Origin of the sequence: Streptomyces sp. enrichment culture, assembly GCF_964272895.1 — a bacterium.
Taxonomy (GTDB): domain Bacteria; phylum Actinomycetota; class Actinomycetes; order Streptomycetales; family Streptomycetaceae; genus Streptomyces.
The window spans coordinates 780,622-801,975 of the sequence record NZ_OZ186832.1 but is presented as its reverse complement, the minus strand read 5'-3'; the positions used below and the strand labels follow the sequence as shown (position 1 = coordinate 801,975).

Sequence of the window (21,354 nt, the reverse complement as noted above, 5' to 3'; positions counted from 1 at the left end):
CCCATGCCCTGCGCCTCGTGCCGGACCGAGACCCCGCCCGGCGCCCGGTTCTGCCCCTCCTGCGGCAGCCCGTGCGCCGCCGGGCCGGCCGCCGCACCGGCGGTCGGCCGCAAGGTGGTGACCGTGCTGTTCTGCGACCTGGTGGGCTCCACCGCCCTGTCCGGGGCGCTGGACGCGGAGACCCTGCGCTCGGTGACACTGCGCTGGTTCGATCTGATGCGGCAGCGCATCGAGGAACAGGGCGGCACGGTCGAGAAGTTCATCGGGGACGCCGTGATGGCCGTGTTCGGCGTGCCGACCGTGCGCGAGGACGACGCCCGCCGGGCGGTCGCCGCCGCCCTGTCCATGCGGGAGGCGCTGGCCGCCTTCAACACCCGCCTGGAGGACGGCGTGGGCGTACGGCTCCAGATGCGCATCGGCATCAACACCGGCCAGGCGGTGACCGGTTCGGCGACCGCGCGGCAGGCGATGGTGTCCGGCGAGATGGTCAATGTCGCCGCCCGCCTGGAGCAGCACGCCGCCGCGGGGGAGATCCTCATCGGCCCCGACACCCTGGCGGCCGCCGGACCGGGCGTGCGGACCGCCGCGACGGGCCCGCTGCGGCTGAAGGGCAAACGCGACCGGGTCACCGCCCACCGGCTGCTCGGCCTGGACGAGGCGGACGGCCCCGAGGCGCTGCGCCGCTTCGACCTCGGTTTCGTCGGCCGGTCCCGAGAACTCGGCCTGCTGGACACCGCGTTGGACGCCGTCATCCGCTCCCGGCGCGCCGGCCGCCTGGTGGTCGCCGGAGAGGCGGGCCAGGGCAAGACCCGGCTGGTACGGGAGTGGCTGGAGCGGCGCTCCACGGGAGGCGGGGACGGCAGCCCTCGCCCCCCGCTGCACGGCGTGGGACGCTGCCGCGCCCGCGGCGAGCAGTCCAGCCTCGGGCCGCTCGCCGACGCCGTGGCCGCCGTGCTCCGGGCCCACGGCACCCTCACCCCGTCGCCCGAACTCGCCCTCCTCCAGCGGGGCCTGCTCAAGGACGGCACCCCGAACGCCTCCGCGGCCGACACCTGCGCGGCCCTCGCGGGCGTCCTCACCGAACTCGCCGCACACCGGCCCCTAGTCCTGGTGGTCGACGACTGCCACTGGGCCACCCGGCCCCTGTTCGACGCCCTCGACCGGCTGCTGCGCGCCCTCACCGGCGCCCCGGTCCTCGTCGTCCTGCTGGGCCGCCCCCAACTCCTCGACGCCCGCCCGGAACTGGCCCCCGAGGCCCTGTCCCTGGGCGGGCTGTCCGACGGCGAGGCGCGGCTGCTGGCCGCCGAGCTCGCCGCGGGCCGGTCACCCGGCGGGGCCGTCCCCCCGCAGGTCCTGGAGCGGGCCGGCGGCAACCCGCTGCACCTGGAGCAACTGCTGGTGGCGGGCGACACCGTGGGCGCGGACGGCGTCCCGCTGCCGCTCCAGGCCCTGATCGGCGCCCGCGTCGACGCCCTCGACCCGCCCGAGCAGCGCGTCCTCGGTCTGGCGTCCGTGCTGGGACCGGAGTTCACCGCCGGGGAGCTCACCGAGCTCGCCGGCCGGCCCGCCGAGCTGCCCGACGGGCCCGCCCTGCGCACGACGCTGCACCGGCTGGTCCGCCACCGTCTCATCGCCCCGGACGGAGCCGCCTTCCGCTTCGCCGGAGGACTGATCCAGGAGGTCGTCTACGACTGCCAGTCCAAGCACGACCGGGCCGAACGGCACGAACGGGCGGCCCGGCTCGGCTCCGTGCGCGCCGCCGGAAGCGCCGCCGTGGGCGCCCATCTGGAGCAGGCCCACCGCTACCGCGTCGAGCTGGGCGGCCAGGACGCCCACACCGACGCGTTGCGCCGGCGCGCCGCCGACGCCCTCGCCGAGGCCGGCCGTCTCGCGCTGGCCCACGCCGACCCCGTATGGGCCGCCGACCTGCTGAGCAGGGCCGTCGCCCGCTATGCGCCGGGCGAGCCGAACAGCACCGCGACCCGGCGCCGCCTCGGCCAGACCCTGCTGGACCTCGGGCGGGCCGCGGAGGGCCGGGCCCTGCTGGAGGCGGTGCTGGCCGAGGGCCCGGACAGCGGCGACGGCGTGGAGGCCGCGCACGCCCGGCTCGCCCTTGCCTCCGCCGGGCGCGGCACCGGCCCCGCGCAGTCACCGGCCGAGGCCGCCCGCGCCACCCTGCCGGTGTTCGAGGCGGCCGGCGACGACCTCGGCCAGGCCAGGGCCTGCCTGCGGCTCGCCCAGCGCCGTCAGGAGCAGGGCCGCCACCGGGCCGCGGAGCGGCTGCTGGTGCGCGCCCTGGAGCACGCGGTGCGCGCCGACGCCGAGCCGGAACGGGCCGCGGCCCTCGGGGCGGCCGGCATCTCGCTGTGGCGGGGCCCGCTGCCCGTACCGGCCGCCGTGGACCGCTGCCGGTCCCTCCTCGCCGAACAGGGACCCGGCCGCCGCGCGGTCCGGCTGACCCTCAACTGCCCCCTGGCGGTCCTGCTCGCCCTCGCCGACCAGGCGGAGGCCGCCCTGGACTGCCTCGCCGAGGCCGAGCAGCTGGCCCAACGGCTCGGCTATGCCGAGGCCGAGGTGTTCCTGCCGCTGTTCGGCGCCACGGTGGCCGATCTCGCCGGCCGCAAGGAGGAGGCGCTGGCGACCCTGGACCGGGCCGCCGCCGCGGCCCGCTCCCTGGGCGCGGGCGCGCTGCTGCGCAGCGCCCTGCTGGACGCCGCGCGCATCCGCCTCGACCTCGGCGATCCGCGGGCCGCGCAGGACGCGCTGACCGCGCTGGGCGACGCCGACGGCGTACCGGACCGCCCGCGCGCGGAGGCGGCCGACCTCGACGGGCTGCGCGCCCGTGCCGCGGCCCGACGCGGGGACACCGTGACCGCCGAACGGCTGGCCGACCGTGCGGTCGCCGTCGCCGCCCGCACCGACTCGCCGATCGTCCGGGGGACCGCCGCCCTCGACCTCGCCCGCACCGCTCTCACGCTGGGCTGCCCGGACCGGGCGGCCGAGGCCGCGAGCGCCGCCCGCGAGCACTTCGCGGCCAAGGGCCACCTGCCCGCCGTACGCCAGGCCGAGGCGGTGGCCGCGCGCTGCCACACCGCCACCACGGGGCCGGGGGCGGCGCGATGACCGCCCCCGCACTCACCTGGGGCCTGCGCGGCCGTGGCCCCGAGGACGTGCAGGTGCGGGCCGACGGCACCCCGGAACGGCCCGAACAGGGCCTGCCCGGCGGCACCGGGCGCGGGGTGCGGGTGTGCGTCGTCGACTCCGGCGTCGAACGGGACCACCCACTGGTCGGCCCGGTCGCGCAGGCGTGGCGGGTCGTCAAGGACGACGACGGACTGCGCGTCGAGGAGACCGAGGAGGGCGACGCCTGCGGGCACGGCACGGCCTGCGCCGGGATCGTCCGGCGCGTCGCGCCCGAGTGCGAACTGTCCAGCGTGCGGGTGCTCGGGGAGCGGTTCTCCGGCAGCGGCGACATCCTGCTCGAAGGGATCCGCTGGGCGGTGCGGCAGCGGTTCGACGTGGTGAACCTCAGCCTGTCCACCACCCACGAGCGCTTCGTCGGGGAACTGCGCCGGCTCGCCGACGAGGCGTACTTCCAGGGCACCGTGCTCGTGGCGTCCGCGCACAACGCGCAGGTGGAGAGCTTCCCCTGGCGGTTCTCCTCGGTGATCTCGGTCGGCAGCCACCAGGAGGACGACCCCGATCTCCACCTCTACAACCCCGCGCCCCCGGTGGAGTTCTTCGCGCCGGGCCAGCGCGTCCAGGTGGCGTGGCTCGGCGGTACGTCCATCACCAGCTCCGGCAACAGCTACGCCACGCCGTTCATCGCGGGCCTGTGCGCCCGGCTGCTGTCCAGCCGCCCCCGGCTGACGCCGTTCCAGCTGAAGAACGCCCTGTACCTGTCCGCAGCCAACGTCCGTGTCGACGGACGCCGGTGACCACCGGCGCCGGAAGGGAACCCCATGGATCGGACGACCGCCCCCGTCGTGTCCGCAAGCCCCCGGCCGGATCCGGCCCTGGCGGAGCTCCTGAGGTCGGTGGTGGACACCGCGCGCGCCATCTTCGGCGCCCAGGCGAGCTCCATCCTGCTCCTGGACGCCGCCGCGGACGAGATGGTCTTCGAGGCCGTCTCCGGCCAGGGCCAGGAGTTCCTGGTCGGCCGGCGGTTCCCCGCGGGCCGGGGCATCGCCGGATGGGTCGCGGCCTCCGGGGAACCGATGATCGTCGACGACCTGCGCGACAACGAGTCCTTCGACCGGGACACCGCCCGGTCGACGGGCTACGTCCCGAACGCGCTGATGGCCGCGCCCCTGATCCACGGCGCCCGGGTCCTCGGTGTCCTGGAGGTGCTCGACCCCTCCCCGCAGGCCCGCTCCGGACTGCCCGAGCTCGATCTGCTGGGCCTCTTCGCCCGCCAGGCCGCGGTCGCCCTGCACGTCCTGACCACCCACATGCCCCGCCCCTCCGCCGAGGCGGCCCCCGACGAACCCTCCCGCGCGGAACTGCTGCGCCTGCTGTCCCAGGCCCGCCGGCTGCTCGGCGAATGATCACCGGACCGCCATGAGCACCACGGGCGGCGGGCGGAACGAGCGCACTAGGGACCCGCCCACGGGCGGCAGGGAGATCGAGCGCACTAGGGACCCGCCCACGGGCGGCAGGGAGATCGAGCGCACTAGGGACCCGCCCACGGGCGGCAGGGAGATCGAGCGCACCAGGGACCTGGTCACGGGCAGCAGGAAGACCAAGCGCGCCGGGGACCCGCCCACGCCCGCCGAACGCCTCCGTCCGGCCGTCAGCGCCCGGCGTCAGCGCCCGGCGTCAGCGCCCGGCGTCAGGGCCGCCGCTGCCCGCCGAGCGCCCGGCGTCAGCGCCCGGCGTCAGCGCCCGGCGTCAGGGCCGCCGCTGCCCGCCTCGTGCGCCAGGGCGAGCCCCCGGTAGGAGCCGCTGCCCGCGAGGAGTTCGTCGTGGGTGCCCGTGGCCACGACGCGGCCGTCCTCCAGGGCGACGATCCGGTCCGCGGCCCGGATCGTCGACATGCGGTGGGCGATGACCAGCAGGGTGCACTCGCGGCTGATCCGCCGCACCGAGCGCCGCAGCGCCGCCTCGCTGATCGGGTCCAGCTGCGAGGTCGGCTCGTCCAGCAGCAGCAGCGCGGGCCGCGCGAGCAGCGCCCGGGCCACCGCGACGCGTTGCCGCTCCCCGCCGGAGATCCGTACGCCGCGCTCCCCGAGGTCGGTGTCCAGTCCCCGCGGCAGCCGGGCCACCAGCGCCGAGAGGTCCGTCAGTTCCAGGGCGCGCCGCACCTCGTCGTCGGCGGCGTCCGGGGCGGCGTAGAGCAGGTTCTCCCGCAGCGTGCCGAACAGCACCGGCGCGTCCTGCTCGACCAGCGCCATCCGGGACCGCGACGCGGCGCGGTCCAGAGACCGCAGATCCTCGCCGCACAGCAGGATGCGGCCGCGGTCGGGTTCGTAGAACCGCTCGACGAGCGCGAACACCGTCGACTTGCCCGCGCCCGACCGGCCCACGAGCGCGGTGGCGCGCAGCGCCGGGACCCGGAAGGACACCCCCCGCAGCACCGGACGGCCCGGCTCGTAGCCGAACCACACGTCCTGCAACTCCAGCGCCGTCTCTCCGGGCCGCAGGACGGGCGCGCGGGCGGGGGAGGAGCCGGAGGAGGAGGGTTCGGTGGGCAGGGCGAGGGTGTCGTCGATGCGCCGCAGCGCGCCGCTGCCCTCCTGGAGGGCGCTCATCGCCTGGAAGACCGCGTCGACCGGCATCACCAGATACGTCATGTAGAGCAGGAAGGCCACCAGGTCGCCCACGGAGCCCGCGCCCTGCGCCACCCGCAGGCCGCCCACCAGCAGCACCACCAGGAAGGAGCCGTTGACGGCGAGCCGGGTCGCCGGGCCGATCACCGCCTCCAGCCGGGCCATGCGCAGGCTCGCCGTGTACGCGGCCCGCGCCTGGGCGGAGATCCGGTCGCTCTCGCGCTCCTCGGCCCGCCCCGCCCGCACGGTCCGGATCGCGCCCAGCGCCCGCTCCAGATCGGCGGCCATCGCGCCGACCGACGTCTGCCGGTGCCAGGAGGCCCGGCGCAGCCCGCGCAGCGCCGAGGCCACCGCGAGCCCGCCCGCGGTCACCAGCACCAGGACGATCAGGAACAGCACCGGGTCCAGCCACACCATCAGCGCCACGGCGCCCGCCACGCCCACCACCCCGGTGACGGCGTCCGCGAAGGAGTCCGCCACCAGCCGGCGCACCTCCCCGCCGTCCGTGCCGAGCCGCGAGATCAGATCGCCGGTGCGCTGACGCTCGTACTCCGGCATGCGCAGCCGCAGCAGCCGGCCGATGAGACCGACCCTGAGGCCGAGGGTGACCTGCTCGCTGGTGCGGGCCAGCACATAGCGGGCGGCCGTCTCCACGGCCGCCTCCGCGGCGAACAGCGCGACCAGCGCGCCGACGAGCGCGGCCGGCACGCTGCCGGTGCCCGCCCCGTCGATGACCTGCCGGACCAGCAGCGGCTGGGCCAGACCCAGCGCGGCCCCGGCGAGGGTCAGCGCACACGCGGCGAGCACCCAGCGGCGGTACGGGCCCATCAGGCGCAGGACGTCCCGCAGCCCCGCCTTCCGTTCGGCGTCGTCCGCGCGGTCCGGCATCCTCTACTCCACCCTGAACAGCGGCCGGAAGTAGCCCGCAGGGAAGTCCTCGCCGACGGCGACGCCCGCGGCCTCCACCCAGGCGTGCGCCCCGAACGGCGAGGTGTAGCGCACCCCCACGCACCAGGTGGGCCAGCGGCCGTGCAGCCGGCACAGCAGCACGGTGGCCAGCGACCGGGTCAGGCAGCCCTCCGGTCCGCCGCACGCGAGGCTGACCGCGATCACCCGGTCCCGCGCCCGGCGCGTCTCGTCCGGCCCCGCCGGGCGGGCCCCGCGCCTGACCACCCCGAGGACGGCGCGGATCCGGCGCGGCGAGAGGGTGCCGAGCAGCCGTGCCGCCCCGACGGCGGCCCGCGCCTCGACCCGCCGCGGGAAGGGCACGGACCGCGGATCGTGCGGCACCGCCCCCTGCATCGTCATCGCGGACCACCCCCTACGGCCCGCCGGGCGCCGGCACGATCAGCCCGGCCGAGCGCAGCGCGGCGACCAGTTCGTCGACGTCGTGCCGCGCGGTGCCGGTGTCGACGGCGTACTCCTCGGCGATCCGCCGCGTGGCCTCGACGGACGTGCCGCCGTCCAGCAGGGTGCGCAGCACCACCGCACCGGTCGGGTTCAGCGACCAGTAGGCGCCCGAGTCCTCGTCGAGCAGGGCGAGGCCGTCCTCGGTCGGCGCGAGGGACACATGGTCCCGCAGTCTCACAGCCATGACTTCTCCTCGGTCGGTCCGCTGACGGGCCGTTCGACGGCTCGCAGCCAGGTCTCGCAGGCGACGGTCTGGTACAGCACGTCCGCGCCGAGCCGCGGGTCCAGCGGCCGGGCGCACACCTCCCGCAGCGCGCCCGCGTCGATGAGGCCGAGACGGGCGAGCCGGGAGTCCTCCCACAGGGCCATCAGCGCCGCCCGGTGCCGGCGCAGCCCCGGCGCCTCGTCGCAGTCCGCGGTGGCCTTGGTCTGCCGGGTGCGGCTCTCCTCGGGGACGATCCCGCGCATGGCCTCCACGATGAGCGGCTTGTACCGCCAGGGCGTGACGCGGTCCTCCGGCCGTACCGCGAGAGCGGCCTGGAGGACCCGGTCGTCGTAGTACGGCGAGGCGACGGTCACCCCGATCCGGGCACCCATCTCCTCCACCTCGGCGGCCACCCGTGACACGGCCTGCATCGCGGCCAGCTCCCGGTGCTGGCCCCGCCGCTCGGCCAGCGGCAGCGCCGTGCGGGCGGCCTCCCGCACCAGATCCCGTACGGCGGCCACGGCGTCCGGCGTGGTCCAGGGCGGCAGGCGGGGGGTGAAGCCCCAGGACAGCAGCGGGTCGTTGAGCGGCGGCGGGGGTTCGGTGAGCTGGTCGGCGACCGACCGCAGCCAGGTGCCGTAGGGCCGGTGGTCGGCGAGCTGGCGCAGCACGGCGGCGCGCGGCCAGCGGTACTTGGCGGCGAAGCCGCTGATCCGCCGGGCGGCGAGCGCGGGCCGGGTGCGCGCCAGGGTGTGCAGATGGGCGAGCGAGCCGTAGAGCAGCTCGTCGCCGCCCATCCCGGTGAGATGGACCCGCGAGCCCAGTGCGGCGGCGCGGCGCACGGTGACCAGTCCGCGCTCGCGCTCCCCGCCGGAGGTCGGCTCCTCCAGCGGGTCGTCGAGGCGCTGCACCCCCGCGTAGAAGAGCGGCACCTCGTCGGCCGGGATCACATGGTGCTCCAGCGGGTCCAGCGCGGCCGCCGTGCGCACCGCCCAGCGGACGTCGTCGCCGCGGGGGTCGCGCAGGGCGATCGTGCAGGCCAGGACCCGGTGGGTGCGGTGGGCCGCCAGGCAGCACACGGCGGTGGAGTCGAGGCCACCGAGGTCGCAGCTGACGGTGGCGTGGCCGTCGGTGCGGACCGCGACCGCCGCGGCCAGGGCGTCGCGCAGGGCTCGCGCGCCCTCGGCCAGGGGAAGCACCGGGTCGGGCGGGGTCCACCGGCGGACGTGCCGGGGCCGCCCCGTCTCGTCGATCAGGAGGTGGCTGCCGCCGGGTACCTCGGTCACTCCGCGCCAGACGGGGGTGCGGGTCAGGGGCGGCAGGATGAACGGCTCCAGCAGGCGCAGGGCGAGCCGCGGCTCGTCCACGGGGGCGCCCGCGAGCCGGGCCAGTACGTCGGCGCGGTCCGCCGCCACCGTCGTGCCGCCGACGCGGGCGTGGCAGACGCGGCGCATCGCGGTGACCGTGCCCTGTAGCCGTACCCGTCCCCCGGCCGAGACGATCACGTGGGCGCTGCCGGGCACGCCGCCGGCCAGGGCGTCGAAGCCGTGCGCGTGGGCGGCGCGGGTGAGTTCTTCCGGTGTGAGCGCGTGCTGGCCGAGGACGGCGAGGCGGACGCCGCCCGCGGTGCCGAGGGCCAGGGTGTCCTCGGGCCAGCGGCCGAGGATCCAGGGGCGGCCGGAGGCGTGGTCGATCCGCTGGGGCGCCCCGGCGCCCAGCGCGGCCGCGGTCGGGGACGCCGCCCGGCAGTCGGGGAGCACCGCGAACCAGGCCGGCGCCGGTTCCCAGGACGTACGCCTCACCGCCCTCCTGTGCTGTGCCGAAGCGTCGGGCGGACCGGGCCGCAGCGACGCCGCGCTGCCACCCGGCCCGCCGTGCGCAACCGTCCGTCTCAAATGAGCTGGTGACGGAAGAGCACGTCCTTGGGGCCGCGGCCACCAAGACCGGTCAGGCTCCGGAAGGAACCGGCCAGGGTCAGGGTCGGAGGCTCGTACGTACGCATGCCGTGCACCTCCCTTCTGCATACGTCCTCCGCCTACCCCCGTCCTCCGTACATACGAGTAAATGCCATGATTTTTCGGTCTTTTGGTTGGAGGAAGCTTCAACTATTCAGTCGGCGCTGATGACTTGGCCGCCCAAGTGACCCCGGCGCCCGCGGCGAGGGGGCGCGCGGAGCGCCGCCGGCCGATCGCGGCGGGGGCGGGCATGCGACGTCGCATGCGGCCCGGACCCCCTGTCGGGGCGCCGACCGACCGAGTGATTCCGCGGGCAATGCGGCACGGCTCGGGCGTGGAAGCGACCGGATCCGCATCGCCCATGAAGATCATGACGATATGTTCATCGAACGGATCCGCTCGCGATGGGCGGTGCTGCTGCTCGTCACCGCGGTCGCCGGTGCCACCGCCGTACCGGCCCCGCCGGCCGCCGCCGACGGCACGGGGGCGAGCGGACTGGCCCTCGACGTCACGGTGAACACCCGTCCCGGCACCCGCGCACTGCACCCCGGCATCCGCTCGGGACGCCCGGTGGTCAAGACGTACCGGCTGATCAACCGCGGGGGAGCCGACCTCTACGACGTCCGGCTCGGTGACCCCGGAATGCCCGGCGTCCGCATCCGCTGCCCCGGGGGCCGCGACCACGTCCCCATGCTGCGCGGACTCGGCTCGGCCACCTGCCGGGCGCAGACCCTTGCCCGGCCCGGAAGTTGGGTCGGGGACGTGGAGGCCCGCGGGCGCATCCCCTACCTGGGCAAGGAGGCACGGGCACGCGCCCGGTCCGGATACGCCGGTGTCGGCGGCGGACTCGTCCTGACGGAGTCGGTCCGGCTGGGCGACGGGGGAGCCGGAGGCACCCGCGCCGGGTGGAGCGGGCCGCGCGCGGGGGCGGGCGTGGCGCGGGCGGGGGCGGGCGCGGCGCGGGCGGGCGTGGCGCGGGTGGGGTGGGCTGGAACGCGCGCCCAGGTCGGCGGCACTCATGCCGGGCCGGTCACCACGCGCGCCCGCCTCGGCGGCGCCTACGCCGCGCCGATCGGCACCCGTGCCGTCGTCACCTACACCGTGCGCAACCCCGGCAACCGCACCGTCCACGGCGTCCGTATCACCGACCCGGTGCTGCGTCCGGCGCGGATCGACTGCGCGGGCCGTGCGGCGGTGGTGCCGAGGCTGGGGCCGGGGCGGTCCGCGCGGTGCACGGCCGTCGTACGGCGACCGCCGGGTACCCACCGCAGCGAGGGGCGCGCGAGCGGCAGTGACCGCCTGCACACGCTGACCCGCACGGGAGGTACGGAACCGCCGCCGCCGCTCACCGCGACGGCCGCCTTACGCTTCACGGTCCCCAAGCCGCCGCCCCCGCCGGGCGCCGGGCCCACCAGGCCCCCCGTCCGGCCGCCCTCACCGCCGCCCTCCGGATCGTCCCCGCCGTGGTCGTTCGTCCCGCAGGCACCCCCGCCGTCGGTCGTCGTCCCGCAGGCGCCCCCACCCCCGGCCCCAGGCCCCCCGGCCGCCCTGCTCCCGCCGCCCGTCCTGCCCGCGCCCCTCGACGCACCGCCCGCCCCCGCACCCCCACCCCCGGCGATCGCCGCACCCGACCCGGCACCGGACGCGGCAACCGACACGGCGGCCGAGGCCGCTGCCGGCGCCGCCGCGGAGGCCGGCGAAGGAGCCGCAGACGCCCCCGGAGCGGCCCCCGCGGCGCCGGGGGAAGGCGCCGGAGCCACTGGTGGCGGTGCCGCACCGGGCGAGGCGGCACCGGGCGAGGCCGCACCGGGCGAGGCGGCACCGGGAACCGGCTCCGCCGACCAGAACGCACCGCCCGCCCGGCCCGACCCCCCCGCCCCCGACGCCCCGGCGACGCCCGCCACCCCGCCCCGCGACCAGGCGGTCCCGCCGGAGACCCCGCTCCTGCGCCGCCTCGTCCGGCCGAACGGCGAACCCACCGGCCTCGGCCTGCTCGCCGTCCTGCTGCTGCTCCTCCTGCCCGCCGCGGTGGCCGCCGCCGTCTTCGGCGCACGACGCGCCGGCCGATGAGGCCACCGCCCCCGCCCCCCATCCACCCGTCCCGCACCTTGCCCCAGCGCCTCGTCCCGCCCCCCACCGCCCCGCCCCCAGCGACTCACCCCGCACCGCGACCCCGCGGCGCACGCCCCGGACCACCCACCGTCCCAGCCCCCGAGGAGGCGGCGACCCTCCATGATCGAGACCCTTGCCATCGTGCTCGGCTGCGCCCTGCTCGCGGCCGCCGCTGTCCTGCTCAAGCACCGTCTGTGGCCGCTGGGCCCGGACGACGAGCCGCGCGAGGACGTGGCGGAGTACATCTCGATGATGGTCGGCGTGCTCTACGCCCTCGTCCTCGGACTGGCGATGGTCTCCGTGTGGGACACGCGCGCCAGCGCCGAGGAGCACGTCAGGTCCGAGGCGAGCGCCGCCCACCAGATCCGGCTGCTCGCCGAGGGCCTTCCCCTCGCGCAGGCCGAGCGCACGCGGGAGGGCATCGAGGCGTACGTCCGCCATGTCACCGGCACCGAGTGGCCGGCCATGGCCGAGGGCGACTTCCCCGCGCGGCAGGGCTGGACGCTGCTGGACCGGCTGCGGGCCGAGGGCCAGATCCCGGCCGACGCCACTCCCGCGCAGCAGGTCACGGCGCAGGAGTGGCTGGCCCAGCTGAGCGCGCTGGGTGAGGCGCGCCGGGGCCGGGAGTCGGACGCCGGGGAGAGTCTGTCTCCGGTGCTGTGGTTCGGTCTGATCGTCGGGGCGCTGCTCACCATCGCCTTCATGTTCATGTTCGGCGTCAAGCGCAGTGCCACGCATGTCGTCATGGTGATGGGCCTGACCGCCCTGATCGCCTTCACGGTGCTGCTCATCCACCAGATGAACAGCCCGTTCACCGGGATGTTCGCGGTGGACACCGGCGCCTTCGGCCGCTACTTCGGCACGTGAGCGGCCCCGGCCGTCACCCGAGGTCGAAGAGGTTGCGCAGGCCCATCCGGTAGCGCGTCAGGTCGTGGCGGCGCAGCGGTGCCGGCTCCGGCGCCTGGAAGAGCGGGGTGACGGTGCAGCGCGGGGCGGTGGAACCGGTGCGTTCCAGCAGGGCGTTGACCGCCTGGCGGGCGGAGGCGTTGGCGCCCTCCATCGTCGCGAGGTCGATGTCGACGGCCACATAGTCGCCCGCGAGATAGAAGTTGGGCACGCGGGTGCGGGCGGAGGGGCGGTGGTGGAGGGTGCCGACCGGGTGGATGAGGAGTTCGTCGTCGTTCACCGGATGCGGGGTGCCGAGGCCGGAGACGCCCGGGTCGAGGTACCACGAGTGCAGCGCGCTGTCCTTCAGCACCGTGCGGCCGGTGTCGTTGAGCGCCGCCTTCAGCTGGGCCCACACCTCGCGCGCCACCTGGTCCGGGGTGCACTGCTTGGCCGTCCTGCCGTAGAGGATGCCGGGGCGGTCCCACTCGGAGATGTCCACGGACAGGCAGTTCACCGCCGTACCGTCGCCGTAGTCCGCGGCGAAGTCGCGGTCCGGCCAGTGCTCGGCCTGCTGGATCGCGGTCAGCGACCAGGGGGAGTCGATGAGGTTGAGGTGGCCCTTCAGCAGGGGCGCCGACTCCGTCAGATAGAACTGGATGCCGGTCATCCAGTCCGTGCGCAGCGCGTCGCAGCGGGCCAGTTGGGGGTCGGCCGCGCGCAGGGCGGCGCCCCAGGTGCGGCGGGCGTGCTCGACCGGCATGGCCGAGATGTAGTGGTCGGCGGTCACCCGCTGCCGTACGCCCCGGGGGTCCTCGATCAGCGCGGCGGTGACCCGGCCGTCGCCGTACACCACCTCCCGTACGGTCCATCCGATCCTGAACTCCACGCCCAGCGAGGCGAGATGGTCGGTCCAGGGGTCGATCCACGCCTCGTTGGTGGGCGCGTTGAGGATGCGGTCGAGCGGGCCGTCGGCGCCGCGGCCGAGCCCGTTGAACAAGAACGCCTCCAGCAGCGAGCCGACGGTGCGGGTGGACGCCTCCTCGGCCTTCGTGGCGACGATGTTGCGGGTGACGCCGATCGCGAGGATGCGCTGGTAGTCGTGCGACATGCGGGCGGCGCCGGTGAAGTCCCACCACGGGCGGGCCTCCCAGGTGTCGTCGCGCCGCTCGGCACAGCTGGTGAGGAAGACGACGACCCGGTTGACGAAGTACGCCACCTCGTGCGGCGGGATGCCGGTCGCCGTCTCCAGCAGCGCGGTCAGCGCGCGCCGGATGTCGTCCAGGGTGAGCTCGGCGCCCCGGTGGCCCGGCCAGGGCAGCGGGGCGCGCAGGTCCTCCCGGCCGGTGCGGGCGAAGGCCATCTCGGGCGGCGCCACGAGGTTGTCCCAGACGCCGTTGGCGTTGCCGGGGAAGGGGATGCGCCGCATCGTGTCGGGCAGGTTGTGGTAGATCCCCGGAATGAAGCGGAAGCCGTGCTCCGCGGGCAGCGGCCGCCGTCCGCCCCGCGCGCTGCCGGGCACGTCGAAGGAGCGCGCCTTGCCGCCCAGCGCCCGGCGTTCGTAGACCGTGACGCGAAAGCCGCGCTCGGCCAGTTCATGAGCCGCCGTCAGACCGGCGACCCCGCCGCCGAGCACGGCCACCGTGGGCGCGCCCCCGGCCCGCGCACCCGCCGCCTGCGTACCCGTACCCGTCGCCGCGGCCGCCCGCCCCGCCGCCGGAAGGCCGATCGCCGCGGCGGCCGCGCCGGCCCCCGCCCCGGCCAGGAAGGTTCGCCGTGCGCTGCCCGTGCCGTCCGCCTGCCGCTCCATGGCCGCCAGCCCCCTTACCGCAGGTAACCTCATGGTCGGCGCAGGAGCATACGGACGGCACCCGCACCCCGGAAGACCCGCGCGCCGCAATGGCCGATTCCCGGCGCCCCGCACCCACCACGCCGTGACCAGCGCCTTCCTCCACCACCGGAAGGCGGACGTGGTCTCCCGCGGTTTGCCGACCCTCTTCCCGTCCGACGACGGCGGCACCACCTGGACGGAGGCCACCGCCCGCCGAGCGGACGGCACCCGCCGAGCGGACGGCCTCCGGACCGCCGTACGGCGGGCGGCCCGCGGCCCAGAGCCCGGCGGCGGGCATGGTCCGGGCCGCACCGGGTACGCGGGGGACACCGCACCGGGGCCGATCTTGCCCCCGGACCGCACAGGACCGCCGCCACCAGGGACAACGCCATGGACACACCCGCGCACCGCAACAACTACACGCCCGCGCAGCGCGCCCTGGACGCGCTCGCGGAGAACACCGAGGACACGGCCGCACTGGACACCCTGGCCGGAAGTCAGGTGCTGGTGCCCGTGCCCGACGACGCCACCGACGCGGAGGCCACCGACCCCACGATGGTGACGCTGCCGGTCATCGAGCATCCGGGCGGGGCGCCCGTGGTGCCGGTGTTCACCTCGGAGCCGGAGATGGCGCATCTGCTGCCGTACGTCTCCCGCTACCGCCTGGTCCCGCTGGGCGCCCTCGCCTCGCAGTGGCCGGCCGAGGAGGAGCTGTCCCTGACCATCGACGCCGCCTCCGAGCACGGGCTGACCCTGACCTCGGAGGGCGTCCGCACCCTGCTCGCCCGGCCGCAGCGCTGACCGCCGTCAGGACAGCAGCGTCACGTCCTCGGGCGCGGCGATGCCGAACCGCTCCTTCAGAACGCGGCGCGCCTCCTGCTCGTCCGTGAGGGTGCGCTCGGTCACGCCCTCCGCCGTGCTCTCGGTGAGCACCGAGCCGAACAGCAGCACATGGCCCTCGGCCGTCGTGTGCTGCGCGTACGCGCGCTTGGTGAACGGCGACCGCGGGTGCCCGCCCACGTACCAGTTGAAGACCTCGTAGTCCCCGAGCTCGAAGACGTCCAGGGTGAAGGCGTACTGATCGCTCCAGCCGCCGTTCTGGTACGCCTGCAGCACCCAGGTCGGCGACGGGTTGACGTCCGGCCCGAACACCAGGCGGTGGCGTCGCGGTCCGGAGCGGAACTCCGTGTCCCTGACCAGCGGCACGGCCTCCAGCAGGCTTCCGTCGCTGCCGAAGCCGACGTCGGCCAGGTACGGCGTCTCCTCGCCCGGCACCCGGACCAGCAGCGCCATATGGGTGCGCGGACGGCCGCGCCCGTACTCCGCGCCGACCAGCACCCGGCCGGCCAGTCCCCGCGCCTCGAACCCCAGGGCCCGCAGGGCGGCCCAGAACAGCGAGTTGTGTTCGTAGCAGTAGCCGCCGCGCTCGCCGTGCACCAGCTTGGCCACGACGTCGGCCGGCTCCAGCGAGGGGACGCGGCCGGCCAGCGGGTCGAGGTTCTCGAAGGGGATGGAGAGGATGTGCGCCAGGTGGATACCGCGCAGCGTCTCCAGGTCGGGGCGGCGCGGCCCCTCCCAGCCTATGCGGCGCAGATACGCGTCGAGGTCGAACTCAGTGTTCTCGGACATGCCCAGAGGGTAGGCATACGGCCGCCGGGACGATCATTGGTTTTCGGCCGACCCCAGCATGCGCGCCAGGACCTCCCGCTGCAGCGGCAGCACCCGCGCGTGCAGGGCACGGCCCTTCGGGGTCAGCGTCACCCAGACACCGCGCCGGTCCTCGGCGCACACCGAGCGGGCGACGAGTCCGTCCTTCTCCAGCCGGCCGATCAGCCGGGACAGCGCACTTTGGCTGAGATGCACCCGTCCGACGAGGTTCTGGACCCGGCACTGCTCGCCGTCCTCGCGGGTGTCCGCGGCGAGCAGGTCGAGCACCTCGAAGTCGCTGGCGCCCAGGCCGTGCGGGTGCAGGGCCCGGTCGATCTCGCACATCGTGCGCGCGTGCACCGACAGGATGTCCCGCCACCGCTCTTCCAGCCGGGTCCCGGCCGTGTTGACTGCCATACCCGCACGGTAACACCGTTCCGGCCACTCGTTGAGAGTGCAACTACCTCGGGGTGGCGGGGCCCGGTGTGCCCGCTCAGGCCGCCGGATCCTGCAGCAGCCCGACCAGGTTGCCGTCCGCGTCCTTCACGGAGGCGATCAGCCGGCCGCCGCCGACGTCCCGCACGTCCTGCAGCGGCTCGGCACCCGCCTCCAGCAGCGCCGCGAGCGTCCCCCGGATGTCGGAGACGTGCCAGTACGGCACCGGACCCGTCATCCCCTGGGCGTGGCCGTTCGGGTCCAGGCCCACGTCCTGTCCGGCGTCCTTGTAGCCGACGTAGTACGGCTCGTCCGCGTACGGCTCCACCCCCAGCAGGGCGCCGAACAGGGCCTTCGCCCGCTCCAGGTCCTTGACGGGGTAGATGATCGTCTTCAGTCCGGCGGTCATACCGTGCTCCTCGAAGGGTCCCCGGCGCGCCTCTCGCGCCGGTGATCCCACGCTAGGTCCGGCGGACCGACGGCGGCTTCTCCGATCCTGACCGGTTGCTCCGGCCGAGCGCGGCGCGCCCGTGCGAAGGGCAACCGGCCCCCCGGCCGCCGTACCGACGTCCGGAGCGGCCGGCACGAGGCCGGGGGCGCAGGCGCCACGGCGGGGGTGCAGGCGCTACGGCGGTCAGGTCGACGCCTGCGCTTCGGCGCCCGGCGTCACCCCGGCGGTGATGCCGCCGCGGCAGCCCCGGCCGTCACGTCCGCCCCTGGGCAGTCACGCCGCCCCCGCCGGTCACGCCGCCCCGCCCGTCACGTCGACGCGCGCTGGACCAGCTCCGTCGGCAGGATCACCGCGGCCGGGTCCTCGCCGCCTATCTGGGCGAGGAGCACACGGACCATCTCGGCGCTGATGCGGTCCCAGGGCTGTCGTATGGTCGTCAGCTCGGGGCTGGCGGCCACCGCGGCGGGGGAGTCGTCGAAGCCCCCGACGGCGATGTCCTCGGGGACGCGGCGCCCGGCCCGGTGCAGGGCCGTGAGGACGCCCTGCGCCATGAGGTCGGAGGCTACAAACACCGCGTCCATGTCCGGGGCCTGCGCGAGCAGCCGCTCGGCACCGGCCTCGCCGCTGGCCCGGCTGTAGTCCCCGGAGACGATGAGGCGTCCGTCGACGGGGACGCCCGCCTCCGCGAGGACCTCCTTGTACCCGGCGAGCCGCTCGACACCGCCCGGCGTGTCCAGCGGGCCGGTGACCACGCCGATCCGGCGCCGCCCGCGCGACAGCAGGTGGCGCACCATGTCACGGGCGCCGTCGCGGTCGTCGGCGGCCACGTAACTCACCTTGGAACCCAGCCCGATCGGCTTGCCGCACGCGACCAGCGGCACGCCCGCCTCGCGCAGCTGCTGGGCCACCGGATCGCCGGAGTGGCTGGACACCAGCAGCACCCCGTCGACGTGCCCGGCGGTGATGTACCGCGTGATGCGCCGCCGTTCGTCCTCGGTGCCCGCCAGCATCAGCAGCAGCGGGATGTCGTGCGCGGCCAGCGCCTGGGTGCAACCGCGCAGCAACACGTTGAAGTTGGGGTCCTCGAAGAACCGCTCCTGGGGCTCGGTGAGCAGGAAGCCGACGGAGTCGGAGCGGCCGGTGATCAGCGAACGGGCGTGCCGGTTCACGACGTAACCCGTCTTGCGGATGGCCGCGTTCACGGCCTCCGCCGCCGCGGGGCTGACGTAGTGACCGCCGTTGAGGACGCGCGAGACCGTGCCGCGCGAGACACCCGCCTCGCGCGCCACGTCATGGATCGTCGGCGGCCTGCGCCGGCCCCCCGTGTTGCTCATGGTCATGACTTTACGGCCCCGGACAGCAGATCCAGGCTCCAGAACCGCTGGATGACCAGGAACAGCGCGATCAGCGGGAACACCGCGAGGAACGCGCCGGTGATCACCAGGGTGTACAGGGCAGGTGTGTTGGCACCCTGCTCCAGCAGCGTGTGCAGACCCACCGTGATCGGGAACTTCTCGTCGTCGCTGAGCATGATGTACGGCAGCAGGAAGTTGTTCCAGATCGCGACGAACTGGAACAGGAACACCGTCACCAGGCCCGGCACCATCATCGGCAGCGCGATCCGCGTGAAGATCCGCCACTCGCTCGCCCCGTCCATCCGGCCGGCCTCCACCACGTCGCCGGGCACGGCCGCCGCGGCGTAGATCCGCGACAGGTACACCCCGTACGGCGAGAGGATCTGCGGCAGCAGCACGGACAGATAGGAGTCCGTCATGTCCACCTCGGCCAGCAGCAGATACTGCGGAACGGCGAGGATGATCGGCGGCATCAGCACGCCCGCGAGCAGGAGGTTGAAGATGGCCTCCCGGCCGCGGAAGCGGTACGTGGCGAGCGCGTAGCCGCTGAACGCCGAGACCACCGTCGACAGCAGGGCGCCCAGACCGGCGTAGAGGGCGGAGTTGCCCATCCACTGCCAGTAGACGCCGTCGCGGTAGCCGTTCAGGTCGCTCAGATTGTCGGTGAAGCCTGAGCCCGGCAGGAAGGTGAACGTGGAGAACAGCTCACTGCCGGACTTGGTGGAGGCGACGACCACCCATGCGACGGGAAGCAGGCAGTAGATCGCGCCCACGAGCAGGGTGATCGTCGGGACGAGCGCGATCCGGCGGCGCAGCGGCGGTCGGCCCTGCGCGGCCCCCGTGGCGCCGGCCGCCGACGGGGCCTTCCGTACGGCGAGAGAACTCATCGTGCCGCCTCCTGCTTGCTGCCTCGGTTCGCGGCCCGCAGGAAGCCGAAGCTCAGCACCAGCGTGACGACCGCGATGATCACGGCCTCGGCGGCCGCCGCGTGGATGTCACCGGTGCCGAAGGCGTCCCGGTACACCTTCATCAGCGGACTCCAGGTCGTCGACAGCGCGTTGGTGAGCGGTTTGAGCGTCATCGGCTCGCTGAACACCTGGAGCGTGGCGATGATCGAGAAGAAGAAGGTCAGCACCAGCGAGGGCGCCACCATCGGGATCTTGATCCTCAGCGCGATCTGCAGGGGCGTGGCGCCGTCCAGCTTGGCCGCCTCGTACACCTCGGCCGGGATGGCCTGGAGCGAGGTGTAGATGACGATCATGTTGAAGCCGGTGCCGCCCCAGATCGCGATGTTCGACAGGGCCAGATACAGCGGCCCGCCGTCCAGCAGGTCCGGCTGCGGCAGGCCCAGCTTCTCCAGCACGAAGTAGAACGGGCTGACGTCCGGGAGGTACAGGAAGCCCCACAGCAGCGCCGCCACGACGCCCGGAATGGCGTACGGCAGGAAGATCGCGAGGCGGGTGAAGGGGGCGAGCCTGACCTTGTCCGAGTCCAGCATCAGCGCGAACAGCAGGGCCAGGCCCAGCATCACCGGCACGACGACGCAGCCGTAGCCGAGGACGCGCAGCGCGCCGTCCAGCAGCTCGCTGTCGGTGAGGGCGGCGGTGTAGTTCTCCAGTCCGGCCCAGACCTCCTTGCGGGCGCCGGACCCGAGCCCGAGCCCGGAGACCTTCACCTTGTGCAGGCTGAGCCAGACCGCGTACCCGATGGGCAGCGCGAAGAACAGGGCGAACAGGATCGTCGCGGGGAGGAGGAAGACATAGGGCGCGCTGCGCGCACGTGCGACGGCGGTGGTGGGAGACGGGTGGGCGTACGGGGCCCCCTCGGCCCCGTACGGCTTCCCTTCTGCGGTCGTCACTCGGAAACCTCGAAGCCCTGCTTCTTCATGTCGGCGACCGTCTCGTCCTGCATCGTCTTCAGGGCGGCGGTGAAGTCGGACTTGTTCTTCGCGGCGGCGCCGAAGGCGTCCTTGAACGCGGTGTAGGCGACGTTCACGTTCGGGCCCCACGCGGCGGGCGCGGTGGTCTTCGCGATCTTGGCGGCCTGCCGGTAGAAGTCCGGCTGGTTGGAGAAGTAGGCCGGCGGGGTGGCGAAGGCGCCGCTGAGCTGGGCGGAGGAGGAGGCGGGGTAGATGCCGCTCTCCTTGACCAGGGCGTTGAGCGCGTCGCCGTCGGTGTTCAGCCAGGTCGCGAACTTCGCCGCGGCCTCCTTGTGGGCGGAGTCCGTGGTGACGGCGGTGGAGGAGCCGCCCCAGCTGCCGGTGACGTTCTCGCTCGTCGACCACTGGGGGAGCGGGGCCATGGCCCACTTGCCCTGGGTGTCGGGCGCGGCGGTGGTCAGGGTGCCCGGGGCCCACACGGCGCTGACCCAGGCGATCTGCTTGCCGGTGTTGAGCGCCTTGTTCCAGGCCGGGGTGTACATCGGCTGGTTGTCGATGGCGCCCTCCTTGACGAGGCCGCCCCAGAACTCGGCGACCTTCCGGGTCGCCGGGTCGTCGATGCCGACCTTCCACCGCTCGCCCTCGGTGGTCCACCACTTGGCGCCGGCCTGCTGGGCGAGGCCCGCGAAGAGGCCGGAGTCGTTGGCGGAGAACGTCGTCAGGTCGGTGTCCGGCGCCTTCTTCTTCAGCGCGCGGGCGGTCTCGGCGAACTGCTCCCAGGTCGTGGGGACCGTCAGGCCGTACTTCTCGAAGAGGTCCTCGCGGTAGTAGAACATCATCGGGCCGATGTCCTGGGGGACCGCGTAGACGGCGTCGGTGCCCAGCGTGGTCTGCTGCCAGACGCCCTCGGCGAACTTGCCCTTGGCGTCGCCCACCTCGCCGGAGATGTCCGCGAGCGCGTCATTGCTGACCAGCGTCGGCAGGGCCTGGTACTCGGCCTGGACCAGGTCGGGGGCCTTGCCCGCCTTGTGCGCGGTGAGGATCTTGGTGACCAGGGTGTCGCCGGAAGCCTGCTTCTTCACCGTGACGGTGATCTGCTGCTCCTTGCCCGGGCCCTTGTTCCACAGGTCGACGACCTTGTCCATGCCGGGCGTCCAGGTCCAGTACGTCAGCGAGACCGGGCCGGACCGGGCCCCGCCCTCGTCGTCGGACCCGCCGCAGGCGGCGAGGGCGGTGGAGCCGACGGCGACGGCGACTGCGGTGGCTGCGACCCGACGGAGCCCGCGGCGCTTCGTGATGGGCATGGATCTCTCCCCTGACCTGGGTCCCCGCCTGCTGCGAGAACCTGCCATGCTTCTGTGAGCGTTCACAGTAGAGAAACATCCCGGACACTTGTCAATGGTTGTTGCTGTGCGGTTATG

Annotated in this window: 19 protein-coding genes; 6 read left to right on the top strand and 13 right to left on the bottom strand. The window is 74.7% G+C overall.

Features of this window, described 5'->3' with window-relative positions; genetic code table 11:
• Positions 1–3: 3 nt before the first annotated feature.
• The 3 genes from ACSU6M_RS03575 to ACSU6M_RS03565 are packed head-to-tail and all read left to right on the top strand — an operon-like array spanning position 4 to position 4,547.
• A complete protein-coding gene (locus tag ACSU6M_RS03575; protein WP_437066950.1) occupies positions 4–3,123 on the top strand; it encodes an adenylate/guanylate cyclase domain-containing protein in 3,120 nt (1,039 codons plus the stop codon).
• Entirely contained in the window at positions 3,120–3,938 is an 819-nt protein-coding gene (locus ACSU6M_RS03570) for a S8 family peptidase (RefSeq protein ID WP_437066948.1), read from the top strand. Before ACSU6M_RS03575 ends, ACSU6M_RS03570 begins: the two co-directional genes overlap by 4 nt.
• 24 nt (positions 3,939–3,962) lie before the next feature.
• Positions 3,963–4,547 carry a GAF domain-containing protein gene (locus ACSU6M_RS03565; RefSeq protein ID WP_437066947.1) on the top strand — a complete coding sequence of 195 codons (585 nt, stop codon included), beginning with the start codon at positions 3,963–3,965 and terminating at the stop codon, positions 4,545–4,547.
• Positions 4,548–4,877: 330 nt separating this feature from the next.
• On the opposite strand, the gene ACSU6M_RS03560 is transcribed toward ACSU6M_RS03565, so the two are convergent.
• The 5 genes from ACSU6M_RS03560 to ACSU6M_RS03540 form a co-directional block, all read right to left on the bottom strand.
• Entirely contained in the window at positions 4,878–6,656 is a 1,779-nt protein-coding gene (locus ACSU6M_RS03560; RefSeq protein WP_437066945.1) for an ABC transporter ATP-binding protein, read from the bottom strand.
• A gap of 3 nt (positions 6,657–6,659) precedes the next feature.
• Positions 6,660–7,076, bottom strand: coding sequence for a lasso peptide biosynthesis B2 protein (locus tag ACSU6M_RS03555; RefSeq protein WP_437066943.1), 417 nt, complete (start codon positions 7,074–7,076; stop codon positions 6,660–6,662).
• A 13-nt stretch (positions 7,077–7,089) separates the two neighbouring features.
• Positions 7,090–7,362: a lasso peptide biosynthesis PqqD family chaperone gene (locus tag ACSU6M_RS03550; protein ID WP_437066941.1), complete on the bottom strand. Its 273-nt coding sequence runs from the start codon at positions 7,360–7,362 to the stop codon at positions 7,090–7,092.
• Positions 7,353–9,185, bottom strand: a complete 1,833-nt coding sequence (locus ACSU6M_RS03545; protein WP_437066939.1) for an asparagine synthase-related protein — start codon at positions 9,183–9,185, stop codon at positions 7,353–7,355. Before ACSU6M_RS03545 ends, ACSU6M_RS03550 begins: the two co-directional genes overlap by 10 nt.
• Positions 9,186–9,274: 89 nt before the next feature.
• On the bottom strand, positions 9,275–9,385 hold the full coding sequence (locus ACSU6M_RS03540; RefSeq protein ID WP_437066937.1) for a keywimysin-related RiPP: 111 nt from the start codon (positions 9,383–9,385) through the stop codon (positions 9,275–9,277).
• Positions 9,386–9,716: 331 nt separating this feature from the next.
• Here ACSU6M_RS03540 and ACSU6M_RS03535 point away from each other — a divergent pair, with 331 nt between their 5' ends.
• Positions 9,717–11,408, top strand: coding sequence for a hypothetical protein (locus ACSU6M_RS03535; RefSeq protein ID WP_437066936.1), 1,692 nt, complete (start codon positions 9,717–9,719; stop codon positions 11,406–11,408).
• 162 nt (positions 11,409–11,570) lie between these two features.
• Entirely contained in the window at positions 11,571–12,317 is a 747-nt protein-coding gene (locus tag ACSU6M_RS03530; RefSeq protein WP_437066934.1) for a DUF4239 domain-containing protein, read from the top strand.
• Between the two features lie 13 nt (positions 12,318–12,330).
• On the opposite strand, the gene ACSU6M_RS03525 is transcribed toward ACSU6M_RS03530, so the two are convergent.
• Positions 12,331–14,145 carry a hydroxysqualene dehydroxylase gene (locus ACSU6M_RS03525; RefSeq protein ID WP_437066932.1) on the bottom strand — a complete coding sequence of 605 codons (1,815 nt, stop codon included), beginning with the start codon at positions 14,143–14,145 and terminating at the stop codon, positions 12,331–12,333.
• Positions 14,146–14,556: 411 nt separating this feature from the next.
• Here ACSU6M_RS03525 and ACSU6M_RS03520 point away from each other — a divergent pair, with 411 nt between their 5' ends.
• Positions 14,557–14,967, top strand: a complete 411-nt coding sequence (locus ACSU6M_RS03520; protein ID WP_437066930.1) for an SseB family protein — start codon at positions 14,557–14,559, stop codon at positions 14,965–14,967.
• 6 nt (positions 14,968–14,973) lie between these two features.
• On the opposite strand, the gene ACSU6M_RS03515 is transcribed toward ACSU6M_RS03520, so the two are convergent.
• From ACSU6M_RS03515 to ACSU6M_RS03485, 7 genes are all read right to left on the bottom strand, one after another.
• Positions 14,974–15,795: an arylamine N-acetyltransferase family protein gene (locus tag ACSU6M_RS03515; RefSeq protein WP_437066928.1), complete on the bottom strand. Its 822-nt coding sequence runs from the start codon at positions 15,793–15,795 to the stop codon at positions 14,974–14,976.
• Between the two features lie 33 nt (positions 15,796–15,828).
• Positions 15,829–16,230 (bottom strand): MarR family winged helix-turn-helix transcriptional regulator, encoded by a 402-nt coding sequence (locus ACSU6M_RS03510; protein ID WP_437066926.1) that lies wholly within the window; start codon positions 16,228–16,230, stop codon positions 15,829–15,831.
• A gap of 76 nt (positions 16,231–16,306) precedes the next feature.
• On the bottom strand, positions 16,307–16,657 hold the full coding sequence (locus tag ACSU6M_RS03505; protein ID WP_437066925.1) for a VOC family protein: 351 nt from the start codon (positions 16,655–16,657) through the stop codon (positions 16,307–16,309).
• Positions 16,658–17,007: 350 nt separating this feature from the next.
• A complete protein-coding gene (locus ACSU6M_RS03500) occupies positions 17,008–18,039 on the bottom strand; it encodes a LacI family DNA-binding transcriptional regulator (RefSeq protein ID WP_437066923.1) in 1,032 nt (343 codons plus the stop codon).
• Positions 18,036–18,941 (bottom strand): carbohydrate ABC transporter permease, encoded by a 906-nt coding sequence (locus tag ACSU6M_RS03495; protein WP_437066921.1) that lies wholly within the window; start codon positions 18,939–18,941, stop codon positions 18,036–18,038. Before ACSU6M_RS03495 ends, ACSU6M_RS03500 begins: the two co-directional genes overlap by 4 nt.
• Complete coding sequence (locus ACSU6M_RS03490; protein WP_437074996.1) at positions 18,938–19,792, bottom strand: carbohydrate ABC transporter permease; 855 nt, start codon at positions 19,790–19,792, stop codon at positions 18,938–18,940. The genes ACSU6M_RS03495 and ACSU6M_RS03490 overlap by 4 nt, the downstream gene beginning before the upstream one ends.
• Before the next feature lie 116 nt (positions 19,793–19,908).
• Positions 19,909–21,237, bottom strand: coding sequence for an ABC transporter substrate-binding protein (locus ACSU6M_RS03485; protein ID WP_437066920.1), 1,329 nt, complete (start codon positions 21,235–21,237; stop codon positions 19,909–19,911).
• Between the last annotated feature and the right edge of the window lie 117 nt (positions 21,238–21,354).